At 43.1% G+C, this 18586-nt stretch carries 11 protein-coding genes and 1 pseudogene; 7 read left to right on the forward strand and 5 right to left on the reverse strand.

Translation table 11 applies throughout. The features are described 5' to 3' along the window. The first annotated feature begins 59 nt into the window (after positions 1 to 59). From LC608_RS12340 to LC608_RS36840, 3 genes are all read left to right on the forward strand, one after another. Positions 60 to 2966, forward strand: coding sequence for an S-layer family protein (locus LC608_RS12340; RefSeq protein WP_229553815.1), 2907 nt, complete (start codon positions 60 to 62; stop codon positions 2964 to 2966). Between the two features lie 446 nt (positions 2967 to 3412). Continuing rightward, positions 3413 to 3940, forward strand: coding sequence for a hypothetical protein (locus LC608_RS37250; RefSeq protein ID WP_308189859.1), 528 nt, complete (start codon positions 3413 to 3415; stop codon positions 3938 to 3940). 215 nt (positions 3941 to 4155) lie between these two features. Beyond that, complete coding sequence (locus LC608_RS36840) at positions 4156 to 4800, forward strand: calcium-binding protein (protein WP_308189860.1); 645 nt, start codon at positions 4156 to 4158, stop codon at positions 4798 to 4800. A 132-nt stretch (positions 4801 to 4932) separates the two neighbouring features. Here the strand turns inward: LC608_RS36840 and LC608_RS12360 are convergent, their stop codons facing one another. After that, a complete protein-coding gene (locus LC608_RS12360; protein WP_229553816.1) occupies positions 4933 to 5079 on the reverse strand; it encodes a hypothetical protein in 147 nt (48 codons plus the stop codon). 470 nt (positions 5080 to 5549) lie between these two features. Here LC608_RS12360 and LC608_RS12365 point away from each other — a divergent pair, with 470 nt between their 5' ends. Further along, a complete protein-coding gene (locus tag LC608_RS12365) occupies positions 5550 to 8297 on the forward strand; it encodes a filamentous hemagglutinin N-terminal domain-containing protein (protein WP_229553817.1) in 2748 nt (915 codons plus the stop codon). Positions 8298 to 8303: 6 nt separating this feature from the next. On the opposite strand, the gene LC608_RS12370 is transcribed toward LC608_RS12365, so the two are convergent. Then, positions 8304 to 11090 carry a CHAT domain-containing protein gene (locus LC608_RS12370; RefSeq protein WP_229553818.1) on the reverse strand — a complete coding sequence of 929 codons (2787 nt, stop codon included), beginning with the start codon at positions 11088 to 11090 and terminating at the stop codon, positions 8304 to 8306. Positions 11091 to 11464: 374 nt separating this feature from the next. Here LC608_RS12370 and LC608_RS12375 point away from each other — a divergent pair, with 374 nt between their 5' ends. Further along, on the forward strand, positions 11465 to 11704 hold the full coding sequence (locus LC608_RS12375; protein ID WP_229553819.1) for a hypothetical protein: 240 nt from the start codon (positions 11465 to 11467) through the stop codon (positions 11702 to 11704). 23 nt (positions 11705 to 11727) lie between these two features. Here LC608_RS12375 and mrdA read toward each other — a convergent pair whose 3' ends face one another. Continuing rightward, positions 11728 to 13575, reverse strand: coding sequence for a penicillin-binding protein 2 (gene mrdA / locus LC608_RS12380; RefSeq protein WP_229553820.1), 1848 nt, complete (start codon positions 13573 to 13575; stop codon positions 11728 to 11730). Between the two features lie 202 nt (positions 13576 to 13777). Between mrdA and LC608_RS12385 the strand changes: the two genes are divergently transcribed. Both LC608_RS12385 and LC608_RS12390 read left to right on the forward strand, forming a co-directional pair. Then, complete coding sequence (locus LC608_RS12385) at positions 13778 to 14905, forward strand: ABC transporter ATP-binding protein (protein WP_229553822.1); 1128 nt, start codon at positions 13778 to 13780, stop codon at positions 14903 to 14905. A 303-nt stretch (positions 14906 to 15208) separates the two neighbouring features. Next, positions 15209 to 15640, forward strand: a complete 432-nt coding sequence (locus tag LC608_RS12390) for a hypothetical protein (RefSeq protein WP_229553823.1) — start codon at positions 15209 to 15211, stop codon at positions 15638 to 15640. Positions 15641 to 15798: 158 nt separating this feature from the next. Here the strand turns inward: LC608_RS12390 and LC608_RS12395 are convergent. Continuing rightward, positions 15799 to 16098: pseudogene (locus LC608_RS12395) on the reverse strand (MlaE family ABC transporter permease); the annotation flags it as partial. 85 nt (positions 16099 to 16183) lie between these two features. Continuing rightward, positions 16184 to 18586, reverse strand: a 2403-nt coding sequence (locus tag LC608_RS12400) for a Tn3 family transposase (protein WP_229553825.1), incomplete at its 5' end; no start/stop codon positions are given.

The raw sequence follows: 18586 nt of genomic DNA on the forward strand, positions 1-18586 counted from the left end.
TGCTGTCAAAACTGCACACAAAACCCTGATCATTACTGTTGTTAAGGGAAATTCATCAAATGACTGAAAACTTACGCGGTTCGTGCTGGCTTTTAAAGTTAATGATTTCTTCAGCTATTAGTGGCGCATACGTCAATGCTGGGGATTGCACCTTTGCTCAAATTACGCCTGATAGCACTTTACCCAATAATTCCACTGTCAAATTAGAGGGGAATACCAGAATTATTGAAGGAGGAACTCAAGCTGGAAGTAATCTTTTCCACAGTTTTGAGCAGTTTTCTGTACCCACTGGCAGTCAGGCTTACTTCAACAACCGTTTAGATGTTCAAAATATCATCAGCCGCGTCACGGGTAATTCTCCTTCTCTCATTGATGGTCTGATTAGAGCCAATCGTGATGGCTCTGCTAACTTGTTTTTTCTCAATCCCAATGGAATTATTTTTGGGCCTAATGCCCAATTGGACATCAAGGGTTCTTTCATTGCAACTACAGCAAACCGTCTCAAATTTGCAGATGGCGCTCTGTTTAGCGCGTTTCCTCCCCAAAACCCACCTCTGCTAACAGTAAGTGTTCCCATTGGCTTGCAATTTCAGGGAGTAGCAGGAGATATTCGTGTAGAAGGATCTGACCTTAAAGTGCAACCTGGTAAAACTTTAGCACTTGTGGGCGGTGATGTGACTTTGCAGGGAGGTGAACGGGCAGCTTTAAATCGACCACAAGCGAATTTGGAAGCTCCAGGAGGACGGATTGAGCTAGGTAGTGTCGCTGGTGTTGGAGAAGTGAGCTTGAACCAGAAAGATAACGATTGGGTATTGGGGTACACCTCTGTAAATAATTTTGGCGATATTGGATTGGAAGACAAAGCGTATGTCGCTGTTACCGGTGCTGGCGGTGGTGATGTTCAGATTCAGAGCAGTAATTTGGCTCTAACTCAAGGCTCACGGATTTTTGCCGATACAATAGGTACAGAGCCTGGTGGAGAGGTGCTTGTCCACACAACAAAGGCGGTTACTCTCACTGAGGGTTCGCGGATTAAAGCCGATATTTTATCAACAGCAACTGTAACCGGGGGAGATGTGACGATTGAAACTGGACAGTTGAGTATCCAAGGGGATGGCTCATTTATCAGAGCTGGTAGCTTAGGCGAGACGGGACGAGGGGGAAATCTTACCATTGGCGCCTCGGAGTTTGTGGAACTATCAGGAACAACAAGAAGCGGCTTGTTTACTCAAACTTTAGGTGCTGGGAATGCTGGAAACTTGACAATTGCTACTCGAAGATTAAGTTCTCAGAATGGAGCGCGAGTATCAACTTCTACTTCAGGCGAGGGGCAGGGGGGAGATTTGACTGTAACCGCCACTGATTTGCTGGAAGTTGTTGGTGTTGGTAGCGGCTTGTTCGCTCAAACTTTAGGTGCTAAAAATGCTGGAACTTTGACAATTAAGACCAGACACTTGAGTGTCCAGGATGGAGCACAAGTATTAACTGGTACTCAAGGTGAAGGAAAGGGAGGAAATTTGTTTGTGGATGCTATCGATTTGGTGGAATTACAAGGAACAGGAATATCATCCAATGGGCAGCGTGCTAGCACTTTATCTACTCTGACTGACAATGTTGGAGATGCTGGTAATTTGACGATTAAGACTAGGCAGTTAATTGTGGGAAATGGCGCACAGATAGTTACTGGTTCTTTGGGGGAGGGAAACGGTGGAGACATAGAAGTTAATGCCTTTGATGCTGTTAACATTTTTGGAGTTGGCATAGATAGAACGGCAAGTGGATTATTTTCACGTACCACTCAAGGGGGGCAGGGAGGAAACATCATTATTAATACCAATGCTTTTCAGGTAGCAGACAATGGGGTTGTAGATGCCCGTACTTTGGGTAAGGGGAATGCTGGCAATATCACGGTGAACGCGAATACTGTGGAAGCGGTTAATGGCGGACAAATCCTTGCAAATGCTTTCACAGGCAGCAGTGGATTTGCAGGTGATATCACAGTTACTGCTACTGATAGGGTGACTATATCTGGCAGCGCTCCCTTCAAACGGCTTGTCCGAGGAATTGATGGGGGCCTTGTTGAGGATGAGTCTCTTAACAGTGGCTTGTTTGTTCGCTCTCAAGGGTCAAAGGGTGCAGGCAACCTTCAGGTAAAATCTCCTTTGATTCGCTTAGACAATGGAGGGGAAATCACTGCTGAAACTGCATCTGGTAATGGCGGTAATATTACACTCCATGATCTAGATCTATTGTTACTAAGCGGTAATAGTCGGATATCTGCTACCGCAGGCACTAATGAACAGGGTGGAGATGGCGGTAATATAACCATCGATGCGCCTGACGGTTTCATCGTCGCCAAACCAAATGAAAACAGCGACATCACCGCCAATGCCTACAATGGTAATGGGGGAAAAGTCAAAATCAACGCTACTAAGATTTTTGGAATTGCGCCACTAACTGAGGAAGACCTTAAAAGGTTACGCCCTACGGATTTAGACCCGCGTGAACTTCATACGAATGATATTACGGCAATTTCCCAAACAAGACCTGATTTAAGCGGCATTGTAGAAATCAATACGCTCAATGTTGATCCCTATCGAGGATTAATTAACTTACCAGCCGTACCAATTGATACTCAAGTGTCTCAAGTTTGTCAAGTGCGTCCTGGTGAAAATGAAAGCAGTTTTACGATCACCGGACGCGGCGGCTTACCACCCAACCCCACCAAAGACATTCTCAGTCTTGATGTAGTTAAAGTAGATTGGGTAACTCTCAAGCCAAAGGGTGAAAACCACTCTAGTACAAGTGTTTCAACTCAGGCAAATAATTCTAGTCCAGCGCCGATTGTGGAAGCGCAAGGCTGGATGATAAATGCTAAAGGTGAAGTTGTACTCACGGCTAATGCGCCCACAAACACGCTTCATAGTTCGTGGCAGAACCCAGCTAATTGTCGTAGCGATTTTTAGATTTGAGATTACCAAGTGGTAATTGCTTTGAAATCATCAATTATGAATTATCAATTACCCTCAATACAGAAGCGATCGCGACTAACGTGGTATCACGGGTACTTGGAGATTTCTATTGGGCTATTTGTTAAAAACTGTTGGTTTGTCAGAATTTGCCTTTGCGCCAATTGTTAGACGTTATGGTTTGGAAAAATAATTGCGATGCAGCTAAAGCCGTGGATAAACAGAGGATACTCAATATTGACGGTTAACAAATATACAACATCTGTCAAGTAACTAGGCATCATTAAACTAACCACATAAACTTATGTAAAGCATTAGAAACACCTTAAGTATAAGCTTTTAAGAGTTTTATATTTCTTAATTTGTTGTCCTTTTTAGCGCCCACCTACTTAGTTGCTAGTTAAGATAAGCAGTGGAAACACTAAATTATCGGAGGAAAGAACATGGCAAATATTCAGGGCAACTCTGCAAACAACTATCTAGCTGGGACTCAAGGAAGCGATCAAATATATGGCTATGAAGGCGATGACACTCTAATAGGTGGGTTGGGTAATGACAACTTAGTGGGAGGAGGTGGTAATGACATTCTCACTGGTGGTAGTGGTAGAGATACCTTTGTCCTGAATTACTCAAGTGGCGGTATTGATAGAATTAAAGACTTCTCGGTTAGTAATGACGTTCTTAAAGTTACTACATCAACTATTAGCGCTTCTAGATATCTTATAGGTACACGAGCATCTCTGAGCAATTATGAAGTGGGTGAAGATGCTGGTATGGTTTCTCCTAAGTCTACCAATCGTTCCGTAACGCTCGGGTCGAGTAACACTAGCCGATCTTCTAGTCTTTTTACATATGAGGCAAGCACTGGTGCTTTATTTTATTTGGATCAGCAGATAGCTTGGCTATCTCCTAACCTTAACTGGAATACAGCTGTTGTAGTGGCTTCGAGAACTAATAATATTGATGAATGAAAAATTTAACTCTCTAGCAGAGTTTCTTACTAAAGTTGGGGGAATCAAACTTCCCTTATACGGTGTAGAGACAAGCAAGGGATTCGCGCTTTGATTACGGAATTGGTGTTCTAGGTGCGATCGCGTTGTTTTGTTTTTTGACCAATGTCATCTGTAATGCTAATTGCCAGTTAAAATCAGCAGTAGAAACACTAATTTCTCCGGGAGTAAGGAACGTGGCAATTATTCACGGCACATCTGGAAACGACTATCGATCTGGGACTTCAGTAAACGATCAAATATACGGCCATGCAGGTAATGACACTCTAAAAGGTGGGTTAGGTAATGACTACGTAGAGGGAGGAAGTGGTAATGACATTCTCACTGGTGATAGTGGTAGAGATACCTTTGTCTTAGATTGCTCAAGCGGCGGTATTGATAGAATTACAGACTTCTCAGTTAACGGCGATATTCTTAAAATTAATACCCCTCCTATTAGCAGCACTAACGCCATCTCTCAAGGTTCTACAGGCGATGACACTTTAATAGGTAAATCGGGTCAAGACTCTTTAGCAGGAGGAGTTGATAATGACATTCTCACTGGTGGCAAGAATAGTAACACCTTGCCTTCTATTAAATCTTCTGAGAATGCTATTCAATTGACTAACTCTATAACTGATGTTTTACCATTAACAAAAGTTTCGATTGAGGACATGAGAGTTGCTGATCCTATAGCTATAGAACCTTCAGCAGCAATAATTGGCGGGGGTGTGGGACTGCCTAGTTATTGTAGCTATAACGCAGCTACTGGTGCTCTATTTTATCTCGATCAGCAGTTAGCTTGGCTACCTCGTAACCTTAGCTTTCCTAACAGTGCATGACTTAGCCAGTGACAGAAAAGTGAAAATAGCAGGTATGCTTTTCAAGGCTTCTAATTAGATTTTTAAATTACCTTTTTGCGATGCCTGTGTTGAAAACTTCAGTTCGCCTTTGGCGTTGCCACAGGCAGACGTTCACGGACTCGCTCTAACCAAAGCTATGCCGGAAGCTTTACGCTGCACTATCACCGGGAACCGCCGCTCCGCCGCCAGTTGCTTCTCCTGTTCAAAGACGCTCTTGCTAGCAAGCTTTAAAAGCAGGGGTACAAGTCGGGAAATCATCTGTTAGCGCTTGGCTCGACTTTTTGCTGTGGTTTTTGCTAGCCTACACAAGCTAATAGAGGGTGATTTGCAAAAGGCTGAAAAGACTTATTTAGGTTCAAATACAGGATGATTATTTGGTAAAGTGCGTAAGTCTTAATGTGAATTCAACGGCTTATATCTAGTGTCCCCAAAATTTAGCTCAATCAAAAAGGACTTTCCTTGATTTTACTACGCAAAATCGCCCCTCTCGGAGTCGGAGAGGGAGAGTCTTGAATTAAAGTTCAAGGCTGGCAGAGGTTTGTCTAAGTCACGTTAAGTCTTAAAATTCATACAGTCACTACTGTTACAACAGCAGATTAGTAATCAAAAACCTAACCTTCCAACAGAGTTACCTGGAGAGAGGTACGGGCAAAGGTTCGCACAAGCATTACTAAAGTAGTCTTCTGTCTTGCAATCAAGTAACTATCAAGGGTTAGGAGATAAGTTCTGTGAGTTTAAGAAGTTGGTTTGGTCACGGTTGTCACTTAGGGTTGTCCGGCTTGGTGATTCTAGTGGGTGCAATTGGAATACAAGGAGGCTTACGCACATCCGCTCAGGTCACTGCTGATCCTTCTGTGGGAACTCAAGTGCAGCAAATCGACAACACTACCTTGAATATTACAGGGGGTACAACCGTTGGCAATACAAATCTATTCCATAGTTTTAGCAACTTTAGTATTCCAAGTGAGCAGGTAGTTAATTTCCAAAACGCCCCTACCATTAACAATATTTTGGTGCGAGTTACAGGGATAAATCCCTCCGATATCCAGGGAATACTTCAAACTCAAGGTAATGCTAATTTCTTTTTAATGAATCCTAACGGCATCATATTTGGACAAAGTGCTTCATTAAATGTTAATGGTTCATTTATTGGCACAACAGCTAATGCGATCCAGTTTCCGGGTGGTGGAGAATTTTCCATGACTTCACCTGTCAATCCGCTTAACCCTTTGCTGAGTGTGAATCCTTCTGCATTTCTATTCAATCAAATTCCATCCCAGCCTGTTGGGCCGATTCAACTCAATGAAGCATTTCTATTCGTTCCTGAGAGTCAGAGTTTAGTGCTATTGGGAGGCGATGTGAATTTAGAAGGAGCGATCGTGTTCGCTCCAGATGGTCGAATCGAATTAGGAGGATTGGCAGCAGGGGGAACGGTAGGGTTGAACATTGATAACAACAATTTCCGCTTAAGTTTTCCTGAGAATGTAGCGCGAGCAGATGTATCTCTTACCAATTTCACTACAGTAAGTGCTAGTGGTGAAGGCGGCGGTGGTATCCAAATACAAGGCAGGCGCGTTACATTCGATAGTTCAGATATTGCGGTTAATACCCTAGTCTCAAAATCGGAAGGAACATTAGGGATAAATGCATCGGAGTCAGTAGAACTCTTGCGAGGAAGCCGTCTGCTGACTGAGACAACAAACTCTGGAACTGCCGGAGACTTAAGGATTGAAACTGGGCGGTTGATTGTTCAAGATGGTTCGCAGATTTCAGCTTCCACTTCTCCACAATCTACAGGAGGGGGAGGAACTTTGTTTGTCAATGCCAGGGACTCTATCCAACTCATTGGAACCTCGCAAATTATAGAAGGTGAAAAACCCATACCTAGTGGCTTGTTTACTGTCACCCAAGGTGCTGGAAATGCTGGAGAGTTAAGGATTGAAACTGGGCAATTGATTGTTCAAGATGGAGCGCAGGTTTCAGCTAATACTCGTAGTCAGGGAAGGGGAGGAACTGTGTCTATCAATGCCAGGGACTCTATCCAACTTATTGGAACAAATGGTGACAGTAGAAGCGGCTTATTTGTTGGGACTATAGCTACTGGAGATGCCGGAAACTTAAATATAGAAACTGGGCAATTGATTATTCAAGATGGAGCAAGAATTTCAGCTTCCACTTCTCCACAATCTACTGGAGAGGGAGGAACTGTGTCTATCAACGCCAGGGACTCTATTCAACTAATTGGAACCTCGCAAATGGGATCTAGTGGCTTATTTGTTGGGACTGAAGCTACTGGAAATGCCGGAAACTTAAATATAGAAACTGGGCAATTGATTGTTCAAGATGGAGCGCAGGTTTCAGCTAATACTCGTAGTCAGGGAAGGGGAGGAACCTTGTCTGTTACCGCAGACTCTATCCAACTAATTGGAACCTCGCAAATGGGATCTAGTGGCTTATTTGTTGGGACTGAAGCTACTGGAAATGCTGGAAATTTAAATATAGAAACTGGGCAATTGATTGTTCAAGATGGAGCGCAGGTTTCAGCTTCCACTTCTAAAGAATCTACTGGAGAGGGGGGAAGCATTATAGTTAAGACTGGAGAATTAAATGTCTTAAATAACGCTGACATAACTGTGAGCAGTCAAGGCACAAACAAGGCAGGTGATTTGGAAATCACCGCTCGTTCTATCAAATTGGATAACCAAGGTAAGCTGATTGGGCAAGCAAACTCCGGTGATGGTGGCAATATTACGCTGAACTTGCAAGACTTATTGTTACTGCGCCGCAACAGTGAGATTTCTACCTCAGCAGGTACTAGAGGGTCTGGTGGAAATGGCGGTAATATCACCATCAATATCCCTGACGGCTTCATCGTCGCCAACCCAAATGAAAACAGCGATATCACCGCCAATGCATTTAGTGGTAGTGGTGGGAGAGTCACAATTAAAGCTACTAATATTTTTGGCATTGCATCACTAACTGAGGAAGACCTTAAAAGGTTGCGCCCTACGGATTTAGACCCGCGTCAACTTCAGACAAATGATATTACGGCAATTTCCCAAACAAGACCTGATTTAAGCGGCATTGTAGATATCAACACGCTTGATGTTGACCCCTCTCAAGGATTAATTAACTTACCAGGCGTACCAGTTGACACCAAAGTGTCCCAAGGCTGTCAAGCGCTTACAGCACAAAATCAAAGTAGTTTTACGATTACCGGACGCGGCGGCCTACCACCCAACCCTAGAACCGAACCACTCACTCCTGATGCAGTTGAATTAGATTGGGTAACTCTTAACCCAAAGGGTGAAAACCGTGTTATTACAAATTCAAATCAGGTAAATAGTTCCAGTCCAGCGCCGATTGTGGAAGCGCAAGGGTGGGTGAGAAATGCTAAAGGTGAAGTTGTACTCACGGCTAATGCGCCGAAAGCTTTGCCTCATAGTTCCTGGTTTACTCCTGCTTCTTGTTTCTGAAGCGCATTAGAGCCAATTGCCTACTAAAACATAGGGTGCCCAGAAATATGGAGCTTTTTCCTTAGCAAAAACAGCTAATTGGGCACTCTGGAGCGCCTCGGCTTTATTGGCCCCAGCCTTTAGCTGTCGATAGAACTCACTCATTACATCGGCAGTGGAGCGATCATCTATTGACCACAATGTTGCTAGTGTACTGCGTACCCCCGCCCGCATAGCTATCCCAGCCAGTCCCAAAGCTGCTCGTTTGTCTCCCTCAGCAGTTTGGCAAGCACTGAGAACGAGTAATTCAATGCTACTAAATCTGTTTTTGTCGCTAACTCGCAGTAGATTATCAAATTCCTTAACCTTAACCAGTTTATCCCAGGTAAGAATAAAGGTTTTTTCAGCATCAGAACTAAATTCACCGTGAGTTGCTAGGTGAACCACGGAGAAGGGAACTGTTTGCAACTTATTTTGCAGGTTTGTTTGGGTAAACTGTTGATTTAACAGTTCTTCACTCTTGGATACTTCAGATTTGATTTCTTTTAATTCCCGTGGTACATTTTCTAATTCAGGAAATTCTTTGCCTTCTACTGGGCGTTTTTCGCTGACTCCTGCTGTTAAAGCATTTAGCTGTACCTGTCGCAAAGGTTTGGGATCGAGGAGTTGCAAACCTGGTGTCAAGGCGATCGCATATTTCTCTACTAGATATTGCCTCTGTTGTTTGTCGTAGAGAACCGCCATCGGGATATTCCGCAAATCACCATCAAGTACAAACACTAAGGTTTTTATCCCACTATTGACTAACTCTGTTTGTGCTGGTCGAATTAACCAATCATATATTTGTTGAGACTGCTGCTGAACCCGAGCAGTTGCGGTGACATTTAGTAAGTTTTTCCTCAGTTCTGCTATTGTGTTTTCCACATCATTTTGAGCTATTACAGTCTTGTAGTGGCGCAAGTCTTGATTAGGCAATTTGAGGATAACATCTAGGCGATCTGGCAAAATAATTGGATAAATCACTGCTGCTCGTTGGTCTTTTTTGTCAACCACTGGGTCAAGTTCCTGTGTAGGATTTAAACAGGCTGACCGAAAGAAGTTATCCAGTTCTGCCAATTGCAGAGATTCAATTACATCACGAGCAAGCTTTAGATTGTCTTGATTGATATCCTCTTGTGGCGATCGCGAGAGTGAACCGTTAGCGCTAGCCTTTAATAGAGAAGCATCCCGTTGCTCTAGCTTCTCGAAGGGAACAGAAGCGCTGCTGCCTTGGGGAGAACGCAACAGCAATTCAACTAACTCTCGATATACTGGTTCGATATTTTCCCGAAAGGAAAATTGAACGTCTGGATTGAGAGCTACTAAATCACCACGCAGAGATTGAAGGGTCTTGTAGGCTACATCATAGGATGCGATCGCGCCTTTAATATCTCCCTTTTTTTTCAGTATGCGTCCTAGTTGCCATTGCCACTGATAAGCAATATCTGATGCATTAATACTTTGCGCTGTGAATAAAGCTTTCTCGGTAAGCTCTTGAGCATCAGTTAACTGCCCGGTTTTTTCATACAACTCACCAAGACTACCCATAGCATAAGATTCTGCTCGCTGGTCTTGCAAGTTCTGTGCCTGTTCGATCGCGGTGGAGAATTGCTGGGCAATGTTCAGCCACGAGGGGGTATCTATGCTAATTTTTTCTTTTAATTGTGTAAGATTTTGGGCATATTTAATGCGAGTATATACTGATGTTCGGCTGGGTGGCAAGTTGCTAATTGCCGTCTGGATTTGAGACGACAACGCCAATGCATCTTGATCTTGGTTTTTCTCCAAAAGTAAACTAAGTAAATTTAGATGAGCCTGGATGCGGGTGATGGAGGAAACAGATACAGCAGCAGCCTCCTGATAGTATTGCAAAGCCGCTTCAGTGTCTTGCTGGGCGCGGGCTGTATTGCCTAAACTGAGTTGAGCCTCTGCGATCGCTTTTGGAGATTGCACTCGTTTTGCCACTGCTAAACTTTTCCCCAATACCAACCGTGATACGTTTAAATCACCGACAACTCGGCGGATGTTACCAAGACTACGCAGCCCTGTAGCTACAACAAGTGAGTCTGGAAGGCTGGTAAGGGTTTGCTGTACTTCGTTTAAAGTTTTGTTAGCCTGAAGGTAAAGCCCTAAAGCTTGCAAAGCTTGTGCAGAGTTAATCCGGTTACGAGTTAATCTAGCCTTGTCGCCTATTTGCTGATAAATATTAGCGGCTTTTTGCCAGGTAGTTAAAGCCGCTTCTGCTTGTCCTTGTGACAGTTGTAACTGTCCTTGCACATCTAGGGCTTGGGCAATAAGTTGGGAACGCTCACCGGAACTGCCCGTATTTTCCCCTGACTGTAATAATTTTAAACTTTGGGCGATCGCTTCCTCAGCTTCTGCCCACAAGCCAAGTTGCTGATAAGCCAAGGAGAGATTACTCAGCGTCATCGCTTCTTGTAATCCATCCCTAGAGGTTTTAAACGCAGCAGCAGCCTGTTGCAAAACTTTTATCGCTTCAGTAAACTGTCCCCTGTCGTATAATATTTTGCCCTGTTCCACTACACTTGCTGTTTGGGATGGGCCGCTTTTAAGGGGAAGTAGGGAATAGACAGTAGGGGATTTGGCATTGATCAATTCCCTGCTTTCACTACTTCCTTGTTTTCCCCACTCCTTTTGCTCGGTCAAATTTTGCATGGCAGAGTAGACGACAGGAGGTTTTGCTAAAACAGGGGATAAGGCTATGCATAGAAATGCAGTGAACAGCGCTAAGAAAAAATGATTTGAGTATCTCATAGTTCAGTTCTGTATAGTCACATATAGTCAGACATTACTTTATTATTAATTGCTACTTGTTTACAGAACATCTCGCGCCGTGGAAGCCCCTGCTTTCAAGCATGGGGGTAAGGCGTAGGCGAATTTATGACCTTAAAGGCATATAATCCTCTGTCCCATTAATTTTGCGGGTTAATATTAGTTCCTGATTAAATATAGCGGTTGCCAATTGCATGAAATACAAACCTAACCCCTAACCCCTTCCCTTCTAGCGTTGGGGAGTAAGATTTAAAGCCTCTCTCCTAAAAGGCTACAGTGTACACAGTTGCTGTGTAACCTAGGTGGGTTAATTTTTGTAGGTCGATGCAACAAAGGTGCAGGGCGATGCAACAAACATGCAGAGCAATGCAACAAACATGCAGAGCGATGCAACAAACATGCAGAGCAATGCAACAAAGGTGCAGGGCGATGCAACAAACATGCAGAGCAATGCAACAAAGGTGCAGGGCGATACAACAAACATGCAGAGCAATGCAACAAAGGTGCATCCGTCTCCACAAGCTTACAGGCGATCGCTAAAGAAAGAAAAAGCGTGGATGAGCAAGAAGTATAATGTACACCTATTTGACTTTTGACTTTTGACTTCCGCCCTGCGGCACTAGTCTCCAGTTCCATGTCCTGAACTCTGAGTTTTAGCATCTGATGGATCGGGCTGAGGTTTTTGATACTTACCTGGATACTTATGCTGAAAATAAGCTTCTAGCACTTGTAAAACCATTGGCCCGCAAACAGTACCGCCATGTTCGCCGGAGTTTTCCCCAAAGGCCACAACCACAATTTCCGGCTTATAAGTGGGGGCATAAGCACCAAACCAAGTATGATTTGGGCGACCAACACCAGCTTCAGCAGTGCCACTCTTTCCAGACGCTGGGGCAATTGTCGGCACGTCCAAGCGTTTACCAGTACCCTCACTCACTACCCGCCGCAGTCCGTCGCGGAGAACTTTAATAGTTGTCGGCTTCATATTTAAGGATTCTCGCCAACTTTTTGCTTGTTCGTTGTCTTTGAGCAAATGCGGCTGAACTCGATACCCGCCATTAGCAGGGACAGAAAACATAATCGCCGATTGCAGGGGTGTCACTTGCAAAGCACCTTGACCAATTGACATATTAATGGTGTCGCCTACAGTCCAAGGTGTTTTCAAAACTCTCTTCTTCCATGTTTCATCTGGAACCAAACCTTTTGATTCTTCGCCCTGAAATTCAATGCCAGTTCTTTGACCAAATCCGTATTTGCGGCTCCATTCGATTAAAGTTGGGCCACCGACTTTTCTACCAACTTGATAGAAGAAAGTATCACTACTCATAGCGATCGCTCTGGGAAATCCTAATGGCCCAAATCCGGCGTGGTTCCACTCACCAAAAGTCACCCCACCAACGGTCAGAGAACCAAAGGTCTGTAATATTGTATCAGGAGAAAATTCACCTGATTCTAACCCGGCTGTCGTGGTGACAATTTTGAAAGTACTGGCAGGGGGAAAGGCACTCAGGGCACGATTAACTAAGGGGTGATCTTTTCCTTGCAAGGTTTCCCAATCTTTCTGGGAGAGTTTTTGTTTAGAGAAGATATTCGGATCAAAGGTGGGGTAAGATACCAGTGCTAAAACAGCACCGTTATTCGGATCGATTGCTGCGATCGCACCTCGGTGATTTCCCAAGGCTTTTTCTGCTGCCTTTTGCACATCCAAATCTATGGTCAGGTGCAAATCGTTACCAGCTTTTGCCTGTTTCTCCCCCAAAACCCGGATTGGTCTACCCGCACCATCTACTTCCACCTGCTGACCGCCCCATTCACCGCGCAGCATTTTTTCATAAGCCTTTTCTACCCCCATTTGACCGATTACATCTCCGAGTCGGTAGCCTTGCTGCTTCTTGTCCTTTAACTGGTCGGGGGTCAACTCTCGCGTATAGCCTAGTACATGAGCCAATTGCTCGCCGTGGGGATAATAACGCACAGAATCTGTATTGATTTCTACTTCCGGAAGTTCATTTTTATACTCCTTTAATGCTGTGATTTCTGCTTCATTTAGATCGCGAGCAACCCGGATGAGTGAAGAAGAATTAGCACCAGCTTGTTCTAATTTCTTTTCCATTTCATCTTGGGGAATGTTGAGAATTTGCGCTAAACGCGGGCCGACTACAGACCAAGAAGGCTTAGTATGTGCCATCGGCCACAAATATACAGAACTAGGATAACGAGTACTGGCTAAAAGTTTACCGTTGCGGTCAAAAATATTTCCCCGTTCGGGTTGTTTAAGAATCATCCGAACGCGGTTTTCTTCGGCTCGTTCCCGGAGTTTTGGCCCTTCAACAATTTGCAAATATGCCAAACGAGCCTCAATACCAGCGAGTATTAATACGGTAAATACGATTAAAAATATTGATTGGAAACCACGTCCAACTGTACGTGTATCTTTTTTGCTGCCAATTGATGGGAATAAAGACATAAGACAAATAATGATTCCAATAGGGGTATTATCTGTATACAATTACCCTAAACTCATGCCCAGTATTGGGTATAAAAGAATTGGGCAAGTATATTCTTGAACAATTGTTTTTGGCAGATACAATAAACCAAAGTGTCAAATCTAGTCTGCCCAATAGACTACTGACAAAATCACGTAATATCACGGCATTTTACTGAGGATTATGGCTCAAATTGTCATGCAGAATCAAAGGGGGATAACAACTTTTCAGCCACTTGATGTTGAACTGCGTAACGTGTTCAAGTTTTTTAACCAAGAACCAGCAGTAAATGGAATTGATTTGGATATCAGACAGGGAGAATTTTTTAGTATTTTAGGCCCCTCCGGTTGTGGTAAAACAACAACACTGCGTTTAATCGCTGGTTTTGAAATCGCTGACGCTGGCAAGGTGTTGATTCAGGGTCAGTCTATGACTAATGTGCCGCCTTACCGCCGACCGGTCAATACTGTATTTCAAAGTTACGCTCTATTTAACCACCTGAATGTCTGGAATAACATTGCCTTCGGACTGCGGTTAAAAAAAATACCCAATGCGAAAATTGAAGCTAGAGTCGAAGAAGCTTTAAAACTCGTGAAAATGGAAAGTTTGCGATCGCGCTTTCCCAATCAACTTTCTGGTGGTCAACAGCAGCGAGTCGCTTTAGCAAGGGCCCTAGTCAACCGTCCCACCGTCGTATTACTCGATGAACCGTTAGGGGCGTTAGATTTAAAGCTACGTAAAGAAATGCAAGTGGAGTTATCAAATTTACACAAAGATTTGGGAGTGACCTTTGTGATGGTGACACACGATCAAGAAGAAGCATTGTGTTTGAGCGATCGCATTGCTGTGATGAACCAAGGTAAAATTGAACAAGTTGGCACTCCGAGCCAAATCTACGAACGTCCTTGCACATCCTTTGTTGCTGATTTTATTGGCGATACTAATTTATTTAGCGGTGAAATTGTAGCAGTAGACTCTTCTAATATTAAAATTTCGACAAAAACGGGACTCTCAATTGTCATTAGCCGCGCTGAAGATACACCATCAGAATTATCACAACCAGTGGTAGTCTGCGTGCGGCCAGAAAAAATACAGCTTTCGCTTTATCCACCTAATTTGCCAACTAACTGTTTTGAAGGACGGCTTGTCAATGTTATGTATTTGGGCACACATGTTAATTATGTTGTGGAATTAACAAATGGCATTAGCATAAATGTGTTGCAACCGAATACTTTTGGCGTTTTACCAGACCGCGACACGCCCATCTACGCTTGGTGGGCAGAAAATGATTGTTTAGCTATTAGTCAATAGTTATAAGATTCAATAATGGAATAAGACCTTGACCTAAGAGGCAGGGGAGCACGGGGAAGGAAGCAGGGGAAAAATACTGTAATTCACCTGCCACAAGGGTTTCAGCAGCTATAAATTTATTTATACTCAAAAGTAAAGATATTTGTTATGCCTACGGCACGCTGCGCGAACGAGATGTGTAACACCAGAAATAATACGTCCAAACTTTCAGCAGCCCTACATTATATGTATGAGGATTTCCCCCCAGCTAAGAGCTCCCTGCCCCTTTTCCTCTTGTTGACCCTGTACTAGGAGTATTAACCCATGTCAATTTTGCAAAGAGTTCCTTGGGTGTCCCTGGCATTAGTACTGCTTAGTTACAGTACTTTGGGCTGGGTAATAGCTGAAACACTCGCTCCTGTGTCTGTGTGGGTGGCGACTGTCGTTGCTATCTTGCTTTTAATAGTAACGTTGACCATTCCTTGGATGAAAATGAGATATTATTTCAGTATTTTGCTGAAATCAAATACGAGGTCTTTCGCCGTTGCCGTTTTAGGAGCTTTCTTGTTCTTTGTTATGATTGCCTGGTTTCGGGTATTTCTTGATACTTTGCTGATCGTTTCGGCAACTATATTAGTCAAGATAGACTTTCAAACAGCAGGTCTTAGGGAAGGGCTAGCCTTTTGGACTACATCTACCTTTTCATTGATCGGTTTGGCCTTGGGTGCGCTAATCTACAAGTTAATATATTCCTAAATTTCGCTAACGTTATAAAGTATACCTAAAAAAGCTAGCGATGCCTGCGCCGGGCTGCGCCAACGCTTCAGAACCAGTATTGCTTAACCTACAACTTCCTTTTTGGCTCAGGTTCCCAACTGGCTAAAAAAGCCGGGAATCTTGTACAATGCTTGGTTTCAAAATGCAGGCTGTTCAAGCAGCAGTACCGAAAGGAAAAAATCCATCACAAAAATTGATATCCAACTAGTAACCACTGCTTTCGTTGCCGATTCTCCTACTTCTTTTGCTCCTCCCTTAGTAGTTAATCCCCAACTACAGCCAATAACCGCAACCAGCACACCAAAAATAAACCCTTTTAGCAAAATAATAAACAGATCTGAGGGCTCTAAAAAATCTCTGACTGATTCTAAAAATGTTTCGGGAATAATTTTGTAAAAATATGATGCGGCAAAAACTCCGCCGAAAATGGGGTACAGCCGGGATACGTGCAAAATGGGACACGTTGTAAAGTTTTGTAAACAATAGCTCTACAACCCTTGCCAGACCTACCTTCACAATTTCTCAAACCAAAACTAAGAGCTTGTCATCATCCAACAAATTCGGCACAGTCTCCATATCAATCAAGTAATCGCCGAAACGCTTGATATGACTTGTCATATAAGGACTCAACGCCGCCACATCTTCACGAGTAATCAAATAACCAGACTTCAGCAAATCCCGTAAAATCTCAGTCAAATCCACAACATTGTGGAAGATCACAGCATTAGCAACCAAATCATTATATTTAACAATCTTCTCCTGCTCAATTGGGTCATTATTAGCAATAACCCCAAAACCACCGAAGAAAAACCACTTTGAGAAACCGTTATAAGACTCAACGATATTCGTAGCCGCAGTAATCTGTTGTCGTAACTTCATATCCGAAATATATTGCAACAGAAATACCGTTCTGATTACCCGTCCTAACTCCTGAAAAGCTTGGTATAATCTGTTTTTACGACTATAATTTCCCAGCTTTCGTAACAGCACCGCACTCGAAATCTTGCCAGTTTGAATCGACAGCACAACTTGTAAAATATCCTGCCAATGGTTTTGAATTTTCTCCCAATCAATCGCATCTTTGAACAAAGAATCAATATGCTTGTAAACCGTATCATTATCTGGACGGAAGAAATTTAAATCTTTCCAATTCCGAATCCGGGGCATTAACTTAATCCCCAACATATGTGACAATGCAAACACAGGCGTTGATTGTCCCTGAGTATCTGCGTGAATCGTATGAGGCTGAATATCGGAAAGATTTTTCAACAAACCCTCAATAATATAAACAGCCTCCCAAGTCCCACAGGAAATAAAATGGCTAAACAGCGCCACATAGGTATCGGAAACATGGTGGTAAGCAATCCCTCCGTAGCCACCATAGCGGATATGATACTCAGACAGCAGATTCTCCTCATAGAGTTCGTACTTAGTCCCATCCGCCGCCGCCGTTGTCCCATCACCCCAAATGCTCGGAAGCTTTAAAACATTGTAACGATTAATAATATCCACAAGGGCTGCATTCAGTTTATCCACACTTACATGACGGCGATTAACAAACGATATTTCCTTACTTGTGACAATACCCCGCATATGTCTTGCAGCTTGAGTCGGCCCCAAATTACAACCATAGGTAAAACTAGTCAACAAATAACGTTCCGTCGCCCGTGACAATTTCGGGTCGCTGCCACTCATCGGCCCAAAATGGCGTGTAAAATTAGTCCAATAATCAACATTTCGCAGGATATCAATCAAATTACGTTCCGGGAACCGTTCTTCTACCGCTTCTAGTAAAACCTTGGCTGCTGGACTTAACTCATGACGCACAGACTTTTTTAATACTGGCTCTCCCAAGTCATTGATGACAAGCTGACGATTATCAGGATAACCAGCATCCACTATAGCCGCAGTGTCAGTCAACAAAGACTTGAGTTGGTAAACATTACCAACCGCATCACTAGCAAAACCCAAATCTCCACAATACTGGTCAATCAGTGGTAAACATTCTGACCAAGGCAACAATTGTTCTCGGTGGTCAGCGTAATTTTCACTTCCCTTTACGCAAATATCCCCCGACCTCAATTCAGCCATTAAGTAAGAAAAAACACAAACTTCCAGATGGCGACGCACAATTTTAGTTTTGTTTCCTTGTTCGACAAATAAAAGTTTCTGCCATTGAGGAGAAGCAAAATCTAAATCAATAGTATTATTGAAGAATTGGCCCCGCCGTGACTGATTTTCTAAAATAAAATTCAATGCCTCAACTACACTTTGTTCGTTGGTAGTAGATGAAAACTTCAAAGCACCTAGCAACCGGAAAAAAGTACTGCGGTGACTTTTATAAAATTGCCACAATAGGGGAAAATAATTATTTCCCTTATAGGCATTTATCGCTTCACATTCACTTAATAGTTTTTCAGCACCACCAGATGGAATGAGTACTTGATTAACTTGCTCGACCTTATCAACTTTTTTGACATTAACGACAGCCCCAACTTCTGGCGTTTCATCAACCAATACTTGTAGAACATTACTGAAAACCCCCAGTAACTTCTCAACAGTCTCGTGATATCTTTGTTTGATAAGTTCTAACTCTTTCTTGGCATGATTATGAATTAACTGCATTTTTTTGAGAAACATCTCAACCAAGTTATCTCGCGTCATCACGCTCGCTGAGTAAATCAAGCATAGTATTAAAGTAATTCGTTTTGGTAAATTAAACTCTTTGATTTCGCTTGCATCTAATACTCTCGCTTCGGCAGCAAAGTGTTGAATCTTAGCTGCTGTAATATCAGCAAGGAGTGGTTTAATATCTCCCAAAGAATCAAGCCAGATTGAATGTACAATTAAATCATTGAGGTGATTGCGGGTTGGGCGTTTAGGAAGTTGCTTGAGATTATTGTAGAGACTTCTATATTCTATTGA

This window comes from Nostoc sp. XA010 (assembly GCF_020829625.1).
Taxonomy (GTDB): Bacteria; Cyanobacteriota; Cyanobacteriia; order Cyanobacteriales; family Nostocaceae; genus Nostoc.